This is a genomic window from Actinomadura barringtoniae (assembly GCF_017573505.1).
In the GTDB taxonomy this organism is placed as follows: Bacteria; Actinomycetota; Actinomycetes; order Streptosporangiales; family Streptosporangiaceae; genus Spirillospora; species Spirillospora barringtoniae.
In genome coordinates this window covers 156,958-171,815 of the sequence record NZ_JAGEOJ010000023.1, presented here as the reverse complement: position 1 = coordinate 171,815, position 14,858 = coordinate 156,958, and the positions used below count along the sequence as shown (strand labels likewise).

Genomic DNA, 14,858 nt, shown 5'->3' with positions numbered 1-14,858 from the left:
CCGCACCATCGCTGGCCCGCACCATCGCTGACGCGCACGGTCGCTGGCCCGCACCATCGCTGGCCCGCACCATCGCTGACGCGCACGGTCGCTGGCCGCGGGGTTGTTGGCTTGCGCGGCTGCTGGTTAGGAGGTGTGCCAGGGGTAGCGGGCGGTGTCGCGTTCGCAGTAGTCGGGGTCCATGTAGATGTGGAGGCGGTGGATGCGGCCGTCGGTGAACTCGAAGACGTCGCACCAGCGGCTGTTGTCCCAGGTGCCGCCGTCGGGGAGGGAGCCTGCGGAGGTGCCTTCCAGGACGACGGTGTCGCCTTGGGTGATGATGTTGAGGCCGTCCAGGTCGTGCTTGATGCCGGCCAGGCCGCTGCCCACGTCCGCGAACATGCGGCGGACCTCTTCGAGGCCGGTGGCCACGCCCCATTTGGGCAGGAAGACCACCGCGTCGTCGGTGAAGAGCTCGAAGAGGTCGCCGCCGGTGTCCAGGCGCCGCAGGTACTCGATCGCTATTTCCGGATTGTCCGCCATGTCCCGAGTCTGAACGGGACGCGTGGCCGATCAAGCGGCTGGCCGGAAGCGGATCTAGCCCTTGACCAGGGTCGCGAGGACCTCCACGTGCTGGGTCATCGGGAAGGCGTCGAAGCCCCGCAGGGACTCCAGGGTCCAGCCTCGTTCGCTGAAGTAGCCGAGGTCGCGGGCCAGGGTGGCGGGGTCGCAGGAGACGTAGGCGATCTTGCGGCCTGCCAGCCGGGCGATCTGGTCGACGACGTCCTTGCCGGCGCCGGAACGGGGCGGGTCCAAGACGACGATGTCGGCGCCGCGGACGCGGGTGCCGCGGTGGTGGCCGCCGCCGCGCTTGGTCTGGGAACGGTCGGAACCGTCGGCCTTGCCGAACTCCAGGTCGGCGATGACCTCCTCGACCTGGCCGCGTTCGATGGCGACGTTCTTGAGGTCCTTGAGGTTGAACTTGGCGTCACGGACGGCCTGGCCGTCGGACTCCACGCCGACGACGAGACCGTCGCGGCCGACTCGTTCGCCCAGGCCCGCGGCGAAGAGTCCCACGCCGCAGTAGAGGTCGAGGGCGATGTCGCCGGGCTTGGGCTCCAGCGCCTCGAGGACCGCGTCCGAGAGCAGCTGGGCGGCACCCGGGTGAACCTGCCAGAAGCCGCTGCCGCTCACCTGGAACATGCGGCCCGAAACCTCTTCCCGCACGTACGGGAGGGAGCTGCCGGGCTCGGGCTTGCCGCGGATCAGGCGGACCGGGACGGGCAGGCGGGGCACGCGGGCGCGGCGCTTGCCGCGTTCGCGGACGACGACCAGGCGGTCGCCGGTGGCGTTGGAGACGATGCCCTCGACGGAGGACGCGCCGGGCCAGCGGCTCGTTTCGATGCCCATCTCCTCGACGCCCGGGTGGGCGATCAGGCACTCGTCGATGGGCTCGATGGTGTGCGAACGGTGCTTGCGCAGGCCGACCGACCCGTCCTGGACGGCGAACTGCACGCGGGTGCGCCAGCCGAGGCCGGGGCCCGGGACGAACTCGGCCTCGACCGGGTAGGGCACCTCCTCGACCGTGACCGTGCGGGTGATGCCGGCGACGCGTTCGAGCTGCTCGGCGATCACCGCGGCCTTCAGGCGGCGCTGGGCCGCGAGCGAGGCGTGCTGCCAGTCGCAGCCGCCGCAGCGGCCCGGGCCGGAGAACGGGCAGGGCGGCACGACGCGGTCCTCGGAGGCCTCGATGATCTCCACGGCGTCGGCGCGCAGGAAGTTCTTCGTGCGGTCGGTGATCTCCGCCCGGACCCGTTCGCCGGGCAGCGTGTGCCGGACGAACACCACGCGGCCCTGGTGCCGGGCCACGCAGAAGCCGCCGTTGGCGACGTTGCCGACCTCCAGCTCCACAAGGTCGCCCACCTCGGGCTCCGGGAGGTCACCGGGACCGCGTTCCGCAGAGGCGCCGGTCGCCCGCTCCTGAGCGGCTCCCGCCTCGGGCAGCTGAGAAGCACCGGCCTCCTGCCCCTGAGAGGCAGTGGCCTCAGCCTCTTGAGAGGCGCCGGCCTCCCGCTCCGCAGAGGCGCCGGTCTGCCGGGCCTGAGGAGCGCCGGTTTCCTGCCCTTGGGGGGCGCCGGGCTCCTGTTCCGCGGGTTCGGGCAGGTCGTCGGGTCCGAGATCAGTCACGTTCCGAAACGATACCGCCACCAGCGCGCACCCCGTCCTGATCGGGGGTCAGGCGGGGCGGGCGGCGGGACGCGCCGGGGCCGGGCGGCTCGACGCGGCCCTTCAGGCGGTCGGAGGAGTGGAGCTGCCAGGCGACGCTGGTGACCATGACCCCGGGCTGGAAGAGCAAGCGGCCCTTCAGGCGCAGGGCGCTCTGGTTGTGCAGCAGGTGCTCCCACCAGTGGCCGACCACGTACTCGGGGATGAAGACCGTCACCACGTCGCGCGGGCTCTTGCGGCGCAGGCTCTTGACGTACTCCAGCACCGGGCGGGTGATCTCGCGGTACGGGGAGTCGAGGATCTTGAGCGGCACGGGGACGTCGAGGGCGTCCCACTCCTCCTGGAGGCGCTGGGACTCCTGGGCGTCGACCGCGACGGTGACGGCCTCCAGCGTGGACGGCCGGGTGGCGCGGGCGTACGCGAGGGCCCGCAGGGTCGGCTTGTGGATCTTGGAGACGAGCACGATGCCGTGGTTGCGGGCGGGCAGCGCCACGTCCTCGCCGGAGGGCACCAGCTCCTCGCTGACCCGGTCGTAGTGCCGCCGGATGCCGCGCATCAGCACGAACAGGACCGGCATCGCCAGGCAGACGATCCAGGCGCCCAGCGCGAACTTGGTGATCAGCACGACGACCAGCACGATCCCGGTCAGTGTGGCGCCGAACGCGTTGATGCCCCGGGAGGTCTTCATCCGCCGCCGCTGCGCCGGGTCCTCCTCGGTCGCCAGCAGCCGGTTCCAGTGCCGGACCATGCCGATCTGGCTGACGGTGAACGAGACGAACACGCCGACGGTGTAGAGCGGGATCAGCTTGCTGACGTTGGCGTCGTAGGCGTAGATCAGCAGCCCGGCCATCGCGGCCAGGATGATGATCCCGTTGCTGAAGGCCAGCCGGTCGCCGCGGGTGTGCAGCTGGCGGGGCAGGTAGCGGTTCTGGGCGAGCACCGAGCCGAGCACCGGGAAGCCGTTGAACGCGGTGTTGGCGGCCAGGAACAGGATCAGCGCGGTCATCGTGGTGACCAGCACGAACCCGGGGGTGAAGTTACTGAAAACGGCGTGCGCCACCTGCGCGATCACCGTGTCGGCGTCGGTGACCTCCTTGCCGCTGGTGTTGAACATGTGGCTGCCGAGGTCGGGCTCGGCGAACTTGGCGTCGGTGATGTAGGCCAGCGCGGTGACCCCGCCGAACATGGTCATCGCCACGATGCCCAGTAGCAGCAGGGTCTTGGCGGCGTTCTCGCCCTTGGGCTTCTTGAACGCCGGGACACCGTTGCTGATCGCCTCGACACCCGTCAGCGCGGCACATCCGGAGGAGAACGCCCGCAGCAGCAGGAACACCAGCGCGAAGCCCCCGACGCCCATCTCGGAGCCGCGGATCTCGTAGTGGGCGGTCTCGGCCTTCAGGTCGGTCCCCAGCCCCATCCGGGCGAAGCCCCACAGCAGCATGGCGATGACGGCGAACATGAAGAGATAGGTCGGGACGGCGAAGGCGAGCCCGGCCTCCTTCAGTCCCCGCAGGTTGGCGATGGTGAGCAGGACGACGATGAGGAGCGCCACCAGCACCTCGTACGGCTGGAGGAACTTCAGCAGCGAGCCGAGGTTCTCCACGCCGGAGGACACCGAGACCGCGACCGTCATGACGTAGTCGACCAGCAGCGCGCTGGCGACCAGCACGCCCCAGTTGGAGCCCAGGTTCTCGGTCGCGACCTCGAAGTCGCCGCCGCCGCTCTGGTAGGCCCGGACGTTCTGACGGTACGAGGCGACCACGGTGAGCAAGATCACCACCACTGCCGCGGCGACCCAGGGGGTGTAGTGATAGGTCGCCAGCCCCGCGACGCTCAGCGCGAGCAGGATCTCCTGGGGGGCGTAGGCCACCGAGGAGAGCGCGTCACTGGCGAAGATCGGGAGCGCGATCCGCTTGGGCAGGAGCTGTTCGCTCTGCTGCGCGCTGCGCAGGGCGCGGCCTAGGATGAGCCGCTTTACAAGGTCGGGTGCCTTTGACACGAACGAGACTCTAGCCTCTCGCCTTAACGCCACGTTTATGCGCCCGCCGCGCCGCGCGCCGGTCCCCCGAACCACTCCACGCCCGGGACCCGAAGTGGTGCGCCGGGGGCGTGGGTGGTGCACGGCCGAGGCCTGAGGTGGTGCACGGCCGAGGCCTGAGGTGATGGACGGCCGAGGCCTGAGGTGATGGACGGCCGGGGCTTGGGGTGGTGCTCTGCGGGGGCTTCGGATGGGCGTGGAGTGGGGTGTCGGGCCTGGCTGGGTAGTAAGTGGCTGGGCGGATGTGTAGTTTTGCAGCCCGGTAAGGATCATTCGGAACTGACGGATCCTCGGGCGCGGGGAAGGAATCGGGTCGTGCATATCGTGATCATGGGATGCGGGCGCGTCGGGTCGACGCTCGCCCACATCCTTGAGGACAAAGGCCACTCGGTGGCCATCATCGACCAGAGCCCCGAGGCCTTCCGCCGCCTGCGCAGCGGCTTCAAGGGCAGGCGGATCACCGGGTTCGGCTTCGACCGGGACGTGATCGCCGAGGCCGGGATCGAGCAGGCCTCCGCCTTCGTGGCGGTGAGCAGCGGCGACAACTCCAACATCATCTCGGCCCGGGTGGCGCGCGAGACGTTCGGCGTGGACAACGTGGTGGCCCGCATCTACGACCCGCGCCGCGCCGAGGTCTACCAGCGGCTCGGCATCCCCACGGTGGCGACCGTCCGCTGGACGGCCGACCAGATCCTGCGCCGCCTGCTCCCCGAGGGCACCGAGCCGCTCTGGCGCGACCCGACCGGCGAGGTCGTACTGGCCGAGCTGGACACCGGCCACATCTGGGTCGGCCAGAAGGTGGCCGCGCTGGAGGAGGCCGCAGGGACCCGCGTGGCGTTCCTGTCCCGGATGGGCGAGGCCCTGGTGCCGGCGCCCGACAGCGTCATCCAGGACGGCGACATCGTGCACATCATGGCCCGCGCGGACGATGTCGAGCGCATCAACACCGCGGTCGCCAACCGGGTCGAGGAGGATCACTGATGCGGGTCGCGATCGCCGGAGCCGGGGCCGTCGGCCGCTCCATCGCGCAGGAGCTGCTGGAGAACGGCCACGAGGTGCTGCTCATCGACAAGAGCCCGAAGGCCATCAAGGTGGAAATGGTGCCGCGGGCCGAGTGGCTGCTGGCCGACGCCTGCGAGATCGCCTCGCTCGACGACGCGGCGCTCGAACGCTGCCAGGTCGTGGTCGCCTCCTCCGGCGACGACAAGGTCAACCTGGTCGTGTCCCTGCTCGCCAAGACCGAGTACGGCGTTCCCCGCGTGGTCGCCCGCATCAACCACCCGAAGAACGAGTGGCTGTTCAACGAGTCGTGGGGCGTGGACGTCGCCGTCTCCACCCCGCGCCTGCTGTCGGCCCTGGTCGAGGAGGCCGTCAGCGTCGGCGACCTGGTCCGGCTGATGACGTTCCGGCAGGGCGAGGCCAACCTGGTCGAGCTCACCCTGCCCGAGGACGCGCCCCTGGGCGGCGAACGGGTCGGCTCGGTCACCTGGCCGCGCGACACCGCCCTGGTGGCGATCCTGCGCGAGGGCCGCGTCCTGGTCCCGTCCGCCGACGACACCCTGGAGCCCGGCGACGAGCTGATGTTCGTGGCCAGCCAGGATGTCGAGGACGAACTCGCCGAGCTGCTCAATTAGGTTTTGCGGCCTCGGCCCGCTCGCCTAGCGGCTCGCGGGCCGAACCGCAAAAGCGGCGAGCGCGACATCGCTTCGCGATCTGTCGCCGGGCCCTCGCCTTCGGCCTCGGGCCCGGCGGCAGGTAGCGCGCTCGCGTGCGTGGTTGATGCCCGGTGGTCAGCGGCTAGCGGTACTCGGAGAGGCGTGGGCGTACGGCTAGGAAGACCAGGCCGGCCACCGCCAGGAGTGCGGCGGGCGGGATCCAGGTCCAGGCGCTCAGGCCGTCCTCACCCGCGTGGATGGACTGGTCGAACGCTCGCTGGTTGATGTCGGTGACCTGCACCAGAGCCTTGTCGTACTGGTCGAACGCCCAGTTGGAGTTGCCCGGCTTGTAGCTGGTGTTGAAGTCGACCGCGCTCTTGAGCTGCCCGATTCCTACCCGCCGCCGCATCTCGCGGTCATCTCGCTGGTAGATCTGGAGGGCGGACAGGGCATCGTCGGCAGCCTCACGTTCTCCGGCGAAGGTGATGTTGTGGAGCTCCCGCCCCATCAGCCCGGTGAAGGCCACCTTGGGGTTGGCGGAACGGTAGAGCCCGATCGTCGTGGCGAATTCCTGGTCGTAGTCGTAGACGCTCCCGGCGTTCGGCAGCCCGAGCAGGTCCTGGGACTTGTCGTAGAAGGCCAGCTGGTACTGGGCTCGGCGGGCCGGGTCGACCATGAAGCGGCTTTCGTCGGCGTTGGCGTCGTAGCTGATCGCGCGGGCCCGGGCCAGGACGAGCACCGAGTCGAACGCGTCCTTCTTGGCTCGCCGCAGGTGTTCGGACTCGGATCCGAGCATGCCCAGCGCCGTCAATGTCAGGACCACGACGCCCGCGGTGGCCAGGGCCAGCAGCGGGTTGATCCGGCGCCGTAGCCGACGGGCGAGGTAGGCCTGCAAGCCGACCAGGACTGAGGCCAACAGCGCCCCTACGACGCCGGTGGCGATCATCGCGTAGTCCGTGGCGGTGTGCTTGCTCTCGTACGTGTGCTCCAGCGCGTCGGCGTTGGCGGTACGCAGCTTCTCGGCGGCGGGCAGGACCTGCTGCTTCATCATGTCGGTCGCCTGGCGGTAGCGGGCGAGGGCGTCGGCGGGCGGCTGGGCGGCCGGGTGGGGGTGCTGGCCGTCCAGCAGGATCGCCTCGGCGGCCAGGGCCTGGTACTTGCCGAACCCGTCGAGCACCGCCCGCAGCGCCTCGGCCGCGGCACGGTCGCCGCCCGCGATCGAGGACGCCTGCTGCAGGTCGCGGTCGGCCTGGGCGCGGCGCTGGGCGTAGATGTTCAGCGCCTGGTCGCGGCCGACGCCGAGCCCCTGCTCCTTGCCGACCAGGAGCACGTTGGCGACCTGCGCGTCCATGTCGTTCAGCGCGAAGTAGAGGTCGGAGGTGGCCACGACCTGCGGCCCGGCGCGATGGCCGATCTCTCTGAACGCGCCGCGCAGCCCGCCCGCGCCCACCTCGACGACGGTCGCGAACACCAGCGCGAGCAGCACCGACACCGCGGCCAGAACCCGGATCCTGCGCGGCGTCGTCCAGCCGCGCGGCCGTCCCGTCTCGGGGTCCCGCCGGACCGGCGGGACCGGGAGGTCGACGGCGTCCAGGTCGAGCGACGTCACAGTCATCGACGTCTCACCTTTCTCAGATCATCGTCTTCGGCCGCACGGCGTTGGCACGATCCACGAGCGCGAGGCGTTCGGCCGGGCCATGCGCCAGCCGGGCCAGTTCGCGGTATTCGCCTTCGAGGGCGGCGCGCAGGTCGTGCTCGTTCAGGCCGGCGCCCAGAACGGTCGCCCCATTCGCCGAGCCGCCCTGCGTCAGGACTTGGGCGAGGGAGCTTTCCAGCAGGAGTGCCGCTAGGCGCCCGTGGCGTTCGGGGTCGAGGCCCAGCAGCTCAAGACGTTCGGACGCCTCGACCAGCTCGTCCTGGCGGAGGTCCTTCGGCTTGCGTCCGCGCAGTACGGCGAGCACCGCGCCGACCTGCGCGTCCACGTAGTGGCTGGACGTCGCGGGCACCGACGCGAGGGCCTTGACGGCGCCGGCACGGTCGCCCTGCGCGAGATGTGCGCGTGCGAGCCCGAACGCGGCGCTGACGTAGGAACGGTCGGTACGCCAGACCAGGTCGTAGAAATGCCGGGCCCAGCTGTACTCGCCGCGCAGTTCGGCGCACACGGCCAGGCCCAGCTTGGGCGCGGCCTCGCCGGGCAGCAGGCCGTAGACCATCTCGAACCCGTGGGAGGCGAGGTCGGGGTTGTTCTCGGCGAGGGTGGCCAGGGCGAGGTACCAGTTCCTGCGCCAGTCGTCGCCGCCACCGGCGAGCAGCTCGCGGGCACGTTCCAAGCTTCCGGCCTCGATGTGTGCGCGGGCCAGCCGCAGCTCGACCTCCACCGACGACACCTTGGGCTTGGACAGCTCCCGGATGATGGCCTCGGGCCGGGCCGCGGCGAGGCCCGCCAGATAACCGGACGCCGGGTCGTCGCCGTCGACCAGCGGGAGCGGCAGGGCGGCCATCAGCTCCGCGGCCTCGGGCGTGGCGACACCGCGGGTCCCGGCGACGCGCAACTCGGGCCCGAACCGGTCGGAGACCGCGGGCCGTGGCCGCCCGTCCTCGCCCGCGAGCGTCTCGCGCAGCACGCCGGTCAGCTGGTCGGCCATCTCGGCGGCGCTGGAGAACCGTTCGGCGGGCTCGGCGTGGGTGGCGCGGCGCAGCAGGCGGTCGAACGAGCCGTACCGCGCCAGCACGTCCACGTCCTTGCGCGGCGGGAGCGAGAACTCGTACTGATGGGTGTAGCCGGTGAACTCGAAGCTCATCACCGCCATCGAGCGGGCCACGGTGTAGAGGTCGGACTCGACCGACGGGCCGACGTCGGCGATCTCGGGAGCCTGGTAGCCGACCGTTCCGTAGATGGGGCCGTCCACCTCGTCGATCGGCCGGACGCCACCGAGGTCGATGAGCCTCAGCTGCTCCTCGGTCTGGATGGCGTTGTCGGGCTTGAAGTCGCAGTAGACCAGGCCGAGATCGTGCAGGTAGCCGAGGGCCCGCAGCACTTCCAGCCCGTACGCGATGACCTGCGGGAGCGGCAGCGACTCCCCCGACTCGTGGCGCCGCTCCAGCAGGATCTCCCGCAACGAGCTCCCGCCGACGTACTCCATGACGATGTAGCCCGCGCCGCCGTGCTGAACGAAGTTGTAGATCTTGACGACGTTCGGGTGCTCGACGGCGGCGAGGAAGCGGCGTTCGGCCAGGGCGGCGGCCATCGCGTCGGGGTCGCCGGAGTCCAGCAGGCCCTTCAGGACGACCCAGCGGTCGCTGACGTTCTTGTCCTTGGCGAGGTAGATCCAGCCGAGGCCGCCGTGCGCCAGGCAGCCCAGCACCTCGTACTGCCCGCCGACCAGGTCGCCGGGGAGCAGCTTGGGCGCGAACGAGTAGGCCGCGCCGCACTTGGAGCAGAACCCTTCCGTACGGCCCGGACGGTCGCCGCGCCCGCGCCCGACCGCCGCGTCGCAGCTGCCGCAGTAACGCTTGTTCTCGGGAACCTCAGGATCGGCCATGACCGCCGCGGCCGGATCGCGATACGGCACGGACGGCACCTCGACCAGGCCCGCGCCCAGCATCCCCCGCCGCGACGGCCCGGACGTCCGCCCCGACGTGCGCCCCGACGTGCCGGTGCGGCCCGAACCGCGCGATCCCATGGACCCCGACCCTGCGAGCCCTGGCTTCGGCGGCGTTCCCGAGCCGCCGGAGCCGGCGCGGCCGGAGCCGCGGAAGCCTGGGCGCCATGGCGCGGAGACGCTTGAACCCGCGGTACGGGGAGCCGCCGCGAGCGCAGTCGGCGCAGGGGCGGGGATGCCGCAGACGTCGCAGTAGCCGTCGGCGATCCTGCCCCGGCAGCTGGGCTCGCCGCAGGGATCACCGGCCGGGGCCGGGGGCAGGCCGCAGGTGTCGCAGTAGCCGTCCTGCACGCTGCCCGGGCATCCCGGGTCGGAGCACCGCACTGGGCCGCTCACGTGCACTCACTCACCTTCCGGAAATGACCCGCGTGCGGGTCGGCGCACTCGACGATCACGTCGGGGACGGCGGAGGCGTGCGACCGCAGCTGGTCGATCACGCGGGTCAGGGTCGCGTCCACCAGGTCGGAACGGGCGGTGTCGAGGGACGCCGACAGCCGGTCCAGGCGCGGCGCGTCGATCCGGCCTCCGCGCCACAGCGAGAGCGGGTCGTTCGCCACGGTCCGGCGAACGTCGTCGAGTTCGGCGCCGAGCCGGTCGAGGTCGCCGCGTTCGCCCAGCTCGCCCGCGATCTCCTCGGCGGCGCGCCAGCTCTCCTCGGCGTCGACCAGCCGGCCGCTGAGCGCGCACCAGGCCGTGGCGGCCTCGGCGGCCAGGGCCTCGCCGCGGGCGTGGCAGGTCTCCATGCGGGCCCGCAGGCCTTCCAGGGTGCAGTGATCAGTGCGGCGCCGAGGACCGGTGGCCTCGCGCCGCGAGCCTCCTTCCCCGCAGAGCTCGGCGGCCGGGCCGGTCAGGAGCCTGGTGAGCTCGGCCAGTTCGGCGCGGCCAGGCCGCGGGCGGCGGCCGCGCACCTCCCACGCGTCGTTCAGGACGCGCTGGAAGGCCAGCAGGTCCACGCGCACCTCGGCGAGCGCGACGGTGACGTCCGCCCAGCGGCGTTCGGTGACGCCGGTGAGCGCGGAGCCGTCCAGGAGCTGGTAGCCCGGGTGTTCGCGCAGCTCACGCATGGAGCTGCGGATCCGGTCCTCCGCGTCCTGGAACCGTACGAGCGCACGGTCGATCTCGTCGCGGTCCATCATGGATCCGCGCATTCCCCGTTCAGTCATCTCAGGTCTTCGCCCCACAGCAGGACTATTCAGCGGTGATCGTAAATCCCGGATCCCCTGGTGCGCGCTTTTCTTTACGGCTCCCTAACGGGGAGAACGCCGCGCACTTCCGGGCGCAATTTCGCAGCACTGCGAGACCCCCGTGCGACGTGCGCACGGGCGGCTTGGTAGAGCTGGAGTGAGTGTGTGTGTTCCCTGTAACGCTGGGAGAGCGAGGGGGTCCTAAATGTGCTGCGGCGGATTCACTTCGCCTCCTGGTCGAGAACGTGGACCATCAATTCGCCGACCAGACTTCCCGGCACACCTAGGAGGACTTTAGCGCGCCCTTTGCGCGGCGCCTAGAGCCTTGATTTGGGATGATCGTCCCTTGTGATCGCCGTCCCGGACCGAAACCGGGGGCTCGACCGAAACCCGCCTGACCCGCCCTGACCCGCCTCGGCTCGTCAGGACGCGGGAGTCTCGGGGGCGGAGCCCGCGGTGGAGCCGCCGGTGGAACCGCCGCGCAGCGGGGTGCGGCCGCGGGCCAGCACCCAGATCATCGCGGCGAACGCGGCGACCTGCAGCGGCCAGCCGAGGGCGATCTTGCTCGCGCCCAGCCAGCCGACCTGTCCCGCCAGGTAGAGCGGGTACTGCACGACCACCCGGATGACGCACGGCGCCACCAGCAGCCAGGTGAGCCGCGAGCACAGCTTCACGATGCCGGGGTCGTTGCGCCAGGCGGTCGGGTCGCCGGTGACCGAGCCGATGATGAAGCCCACGATCGGCCAGCGCACCACGATCGAGAAGATCATCGCGACCGCGTAGGCGGAGTTGTAGAGGATGCCGGGCAGGAACGCGTCCTCGGCCTTGCCCGAGCGGAGCGCGAAGAAGGCGGCGATCGCGATGCCGACCAGGCTGTTGATCACGAACTGCGGGGTGGACTTCTGCGCCACCCGCACGATCAGCAGCACCACGGCCGCGACCACGCCGACGATCAGCGAGAGCTTCAACTGGTCGGTGATCACATAACAGAGCGTGAAGCCCGCCGTGGGGATCGCGGCCTCGATCACGCCGCGCACGCCGCCGAGCGCCTTGGTCAGCTGGGCCCGCACCGCCGCCTCGACGGTGTCGTGGGCGCTGAGCGCGTCCTTGGGCTGCTGCTCCGAGGGCTCCTGGGACGTCTCAGCCTTCCGGGACTCCGCGCGCTCGGCGGAGACCGCCGGGGACGCCGTGGCCTCGGCGGGCTTGCCCGCGGCGCCGACGCCGCCCCGTTCGCCGCCCGTCTCCAGCTCGCTCAACGCTTGCCCCTCCGTCTGCGATACGCCTTGTGCGGCACCCTGGCATGCCCGCCCGTCCCGCTCAAGGGTCCCAGGTCCTGTTACGAGGAGCCGCGGAGCTCGTAGCGGGGGTTGAACATGACCTTGCGGCCGTCCTGGAGGCTCACCAGTCCCTCGGCCCGCAGCCGCCGGCCCGGGTCGATCCCGGCGATCTTGCGGCGGCCCAGCCAGACCAGGTTGATCACGTCGGTGCCGTCGTACAGCTCGGCCTCGAGCGCCGGTGCGCCGCCCCGCGGACGCAGGGTCACCGTACGTAGCGTACCCGCGACGCAGTGACGCTTGCGCGCGGAGCAGTCCAGGATGGGCGTCGCGCCCTCCTCGCCGGTGGTCTTCTGGAGCTCTTCGGCCTCCAGCTCGGCCTTGCTGGAGGCCATGCGGCGCAGGAAGCGCCGCAGGCCACCGCGCCCGCGATCGGGTTCGGCGCCCTCATCAGTCTTCGGCGTCGCACTGGCCGAAACCTCGTCCATGATTTGAAGCGTAGGGCATCGGCAAAGGAAACGAACCGCCTGGCACCACCCCAATCGACCCGATCACCGTCAAGCCGAAGGATCACGGGCGGTAAGCGCTCCGGCGGGCATCGAATCCGGCTCACCCGCCCCACCCGAGCCGCCCACGCCACCTGGCGCAGCCGGGCCGCCCACGCCGCCCAGGCCACCCGCGTCATCCCGGCCGCCCGGCGCATCCGAGCCGCCCGGCTCGCCCCCGCTGTCCGGCGCGTCCGGCTCGGGGAGGTGGTCGTCGACGGGCTGGGTCGCGGCGGCTTCCTCGGCGCCGCGGGCGGCTGCCGAGCCGAGTTGCCAGGGAACGCTGGTCACCATCACGCCGGGCCGGAAGAGCAGGCGTGCCTTGAGGCGCAGCGCGCTCTGGTTGTGCAGGAGCTGCTCCCACCAGTGGCCGACCACGTACTCGGGGATGAAGACGCACACCACGTCTCGCGGGCTGCGGCGCCGGATCCGGGCGACGTAGTCCAGGACCGGCCCGGTGATGTCGCGGTAGGGCGAGTCCAGAACGACCAGGGGCACCGGGATGGCGCGCCCGCTCCACTCCCCCTCCAGCGCCTCGGTCTCGGCGGCCGACGAGGCGACCGTCACCGCCGTCAGGGTGCTGGGCCGCGTCGCGCGGGCGAACGCCAGTGCCCGCAGGGCAGGGGTGTGCAGCTTGGACACCAGCACCACGCCGTGGATACGGCTGGGCAGCGTCACCCCCTCGTCTCCAGGGGTCAGCTCGACCGCCACGCGGTCGTAGTGCCGCCGGATCGCCTTCATCAGCAGGAACAGCAGCGGCATCGCGATGCAGACGATGTAGGCGCCCTTGGTGAACTTGGTGATCAGGACGATGACCAGCACGAGGCTGGTGAGCGTGCCGCCCAGCCCGTTGATCAGCCGGGACCTCCGCATCGCCGACCGCGCCCGCCCCGCCGCTTCCGGGATCAGCCTGGTCCAGTGCCGCACCATGCCCCACTGGCTGAGGGTGAACGAGACGAAGACGCCGAGGATGTAGAGCTGGATCAGCCGGGTCGTACTGGCGTCGAACGCCCAGATCAGCAGCGCCGCGAGCAGCGTCAGGATGACGATGCCGTTGCTGAAGACCAGCCGGTCGCCGCGCCGCGCGAACTGCCGGGGCAGGAAGCCGTCCTCGCCCAGGATGGAGGCCAGGATCGGGAAGCCGTTGAACGCGGTGTTGGCGGCCAGCACGAGGATCGCCGCTGTGAACGCCTGCACCATGTAGAACAGCGGCGAGTCGTCCCCGCCGAACACCGCCGCCGCGACCTGGGCGATCACGGTCTTCTGCTCGTAGCCCGCCGGTATCCCGGTGAGCCGGCCCAGATGCTCGGCGCTCACGACCCGCACGTGCGCGGCGATGGCCAGCGCGGTGATCCCGGCGAACATGGTGATCGCGAGCGTGCCCATGATCAGCAGCGTGGACGCCGCGTTCCTGCTCTTCGGCCGCTTGAAGTTGGGCACCCCGTTGCTGACCGCCTCGACGCCCGTCAGCGCGGTGCAGCCCTGGGCGAACGCCCGCAGCGCCAGGACGACGACGAGCAGGCCGCTGAAGTCGTGCGTCGGGTGGATGCCGAACGAGGCGGACTCGGCGCGCGGCGCGTCCCCGAACAGGAACCGGAACGCGCCGACGCCGAGCATCACCAGCACGCTCGCCACGAACCCGTACGTCGGGATGGCGAACGCGGCGCCCGACTCCTTGACGCCGCGCAGGTTGATCACCGCCAGCAGCGTCACCAGGCCGATCGAGATCTCGACCGCGTACGGGCCGAGGCCGGGGAAGGCGGAGGTGATGTTGGCGACCCCGGCCACCACCGACACCGCGACCGTCATCACGTAGTCGATCAGCAGCGCGCTGGCCGCGATCAGCGACGGGTTCACGCCGAGGTTCTCCCGGCTGACGGTGTAGGCGCCGCCGCCGTTCGGGTAGGCGTGGCAGGTCTGCCGGTACGAGGCGACGACCACGATGAGCAGCAGGACGACGCCCGCGGCCACCCACCAGGCGAGGTAGAGCATGGCGAGCCCGCCCAGGCTCAGCATGAGCAGGATCTCCTCGGTCGCGTAGGCGACGGAGGAGAGCGGGTCGCTGCAGAAGACCGGCAGCGCGAGCTTCTTGGGCAGCAGCGTGTCGCCCATCTGCTCGTTGCGCAGCGGGCGCCCGACCAGGAAGCGCTTGGGAGCGCGGAGAAGGGGGTTCCTCACCGTCAAATGGAACCGGGTAAAACCCGCCTTATCGGGCGTTGCTAACGCCCCGTTGACGCGAAGGCGGCCGATCTTAACGCGTTCTTAGCGCCCCTCGTTTCCGCCCTCTTAACGCCC

General features: G+C 70.9%; 11 protein-coding genes. 2 read left to right on the top strand and 9 right to left on the bottom strand.

The features are described from left to right. Positions 1-126: 126 nt before the first annotated feature. The 3 genes from J4573_RS43355 to J4573_RS43345 all read right to left on the bottom strand — a co-directional run bounded on the left by J4573_RS43355 (position 127) and on the right by J4573_RS43345 (position 4,204). Positions 127-522, bottom strand: a complete 396-nt coding sequence (locus J4573_RS43355; RefSeq protein ID WP_208262054.1) for a nuclear transport factor 2 family protein — start codon at positions 520-522, stop codon at positions 127-129. Positions 523-576: 54 nt separating this feature from the next. Continuing rightward, positions 577-1,902 carry a class I SAM-dependent RNA methyltransferase gene (locus J4573_RS43350; protein WP_208262105.1) on the bottom strand — a complete coding sequence of 442 codons (1,326 nt, stop codon included), beginning with the start codon at positions 1,900-1,902 and terminating at the stop codon, positions 577-579. Positions 1,903-2,158: 256 nt separating this feature from the next. Next, positions 2,159-4,204 (bottom strand): APC family permease, encoded by a 2,046-nt coding sequence (locus J4573_RS43345; protein ID WP_208262052.1) that lies wholly within the window; start codon positions 4,202-4,204, stop codon positions 2,159-2,161. Between the two features lie 354 nt (positions 4,205-4,558). On the opposite strand from J4573_RS43345, the gene J4573_RS43340 reads away from it, so the two are divergent. Next, a complete protein-coding gene (locus J4573_RS43340; protein ID WP_208262050.1) occupies positions 4,559-5,224 on the top strand; it encodes a potassium channel family protein in 666 nt (221 codons plus the stop codon). After that, complete coding sequence (locus tag J4573_RS43335) at positions 5,224-5,877, top strand: potassium channel family protein (protein WP_208262048.1); 654 nt, start codon at positions 5,224-5,226, stop codon at positions 5,875-5,877. The genes J4573_RS43340 and J4573_RS43335 overlap by 1 nt, the downstream gene beginning before the upstream one ends. A gap of 163 nt (positions 5,878-6,040) precedes the next feature. On the opposite strand, the gene J4573_RS43330 is transcribed toward J4573_RS43335, so the two are convergent. The 6 genes from J4573_RS43330 to J4573_RS43305 form a co-directional block, all read right to left on the bottom strand. Further along, the gene (locus J4573_RS43330) at positions 6,041-7,513 is read right to left on the bottom strand and encodes a GlnX family signal transduction membrane protein (protein WP_208262046.1); all 1,473 of its coding nucleotides are present in this window, start codon (positions 7,511-7,513) and stop codon (positions 6,041-6,043) included. A 16-nt stretch (positions 7,514-7,529) separates the two neighbouring features. Further along, positions 7,530-9,503, bottom strand: coding sequence for a serine/threonine-protein kinase (locus tag J4573_RS43325; protein ID WP_443606386.1), 1,974 nt, complete (start codon positions 9,501-9,503; stop codon positions 7,530-7,532). Positions 9,504-9,892: 389 nt separating this feature from the next. Beyond that, positions 9,893-10,723: a hypothetical protein gene (locus tag J4573_RS43320; RefSeq protein ID WP_208262045.1), complete on the bottom strand. Its 831-nt coding sequence runs from the start codon at positions 10,721-10,723 to the stop codon at positions 9,893-9,895. 443 nt (positions 10,724-11,166) lie between these two features. After that, positions 11,167-12,000, bottom strand: a complete 834-nt coding sequence (locus J4573_RS43315) for a DUF3159 domain-containing protein (RefSeq protein WP_372443014.1) — start codon at positions 11,998-12,000, stop codon at positions 11,167-11,169. An 80-nt stretch (positions 12,001-12,080) separates the two neighbouring features. Further along, entirely contained in the window at positions 12,081-12,506 is a 426-nt protein-coding gene (locus J4573_RS43310) for an OB-fold nucleic acid binding domain-containing protein (RefSeq protein ID WP_208262043.1), read from the bottom strand. A 69-nt stretch (positions 12,507-12,575) separates the two neighbouring features. Further along, a complete protein-coding gene (locus tag J4573_RS43305) occupies positions 12,576-14,741 on the bottom strand; it encodes an APC family permease (RefSeq protein WP_307797380.1) in 2,166 nt (721 codons plus the stop codon). Positions 14,742-14,858: the final 117 nt, after the last annotated feature.

What these genes read in the sequence shown, in the direction of transcription:
- J4573_RS43355 (WP_208262054.1), bottom strand. Translation starts at nt 522, where the DNA reads ATGGCGGACAATCCGGAAATAGCGATCGAGTACCTGCGGCGCCTGGAC.
- J4573_RS43335 (WP_208262048.1), top strand. Translation starts at nt 5,224, where the DNA reads ATGCGGGTCGCGATCGCCGGAGCCGGGGCCGTCGGCCGCTCCATCGCG.
- J4573_RS43330 (WP_208262046.1), bottom strand. Translation starts at nt 7,513, where the DNA reads ATGACTGTGACGTCGCTCGACCTGGACGCCGTCGACCTCCCGGTCCCG.
- J4573_RS43325 (WP_443606386.1), bottom strand. Translation starts at nt 9,503, where the DNA reads ATGCTGGGCGCGGGCCTGGTCGAGGTGCCGTCCGTGCCGTATCGCGAT.
- J4573_RS43320 (WP_208262045.1), bottom strand. Translation starts at nt 10,723, where the DNA reads ATGACTGAACGGGGAATGCGCGGATCCATGATGGACCGCGACGAGATC.
- J4573_RS43310 (WP_208262043.1), bottom strand. Translation starts at nt 12,506, where the DNA reads ATGGACGAGGTTTCGGCCAGTGCGACGCCGAAGACTGATGAGGGCGCC.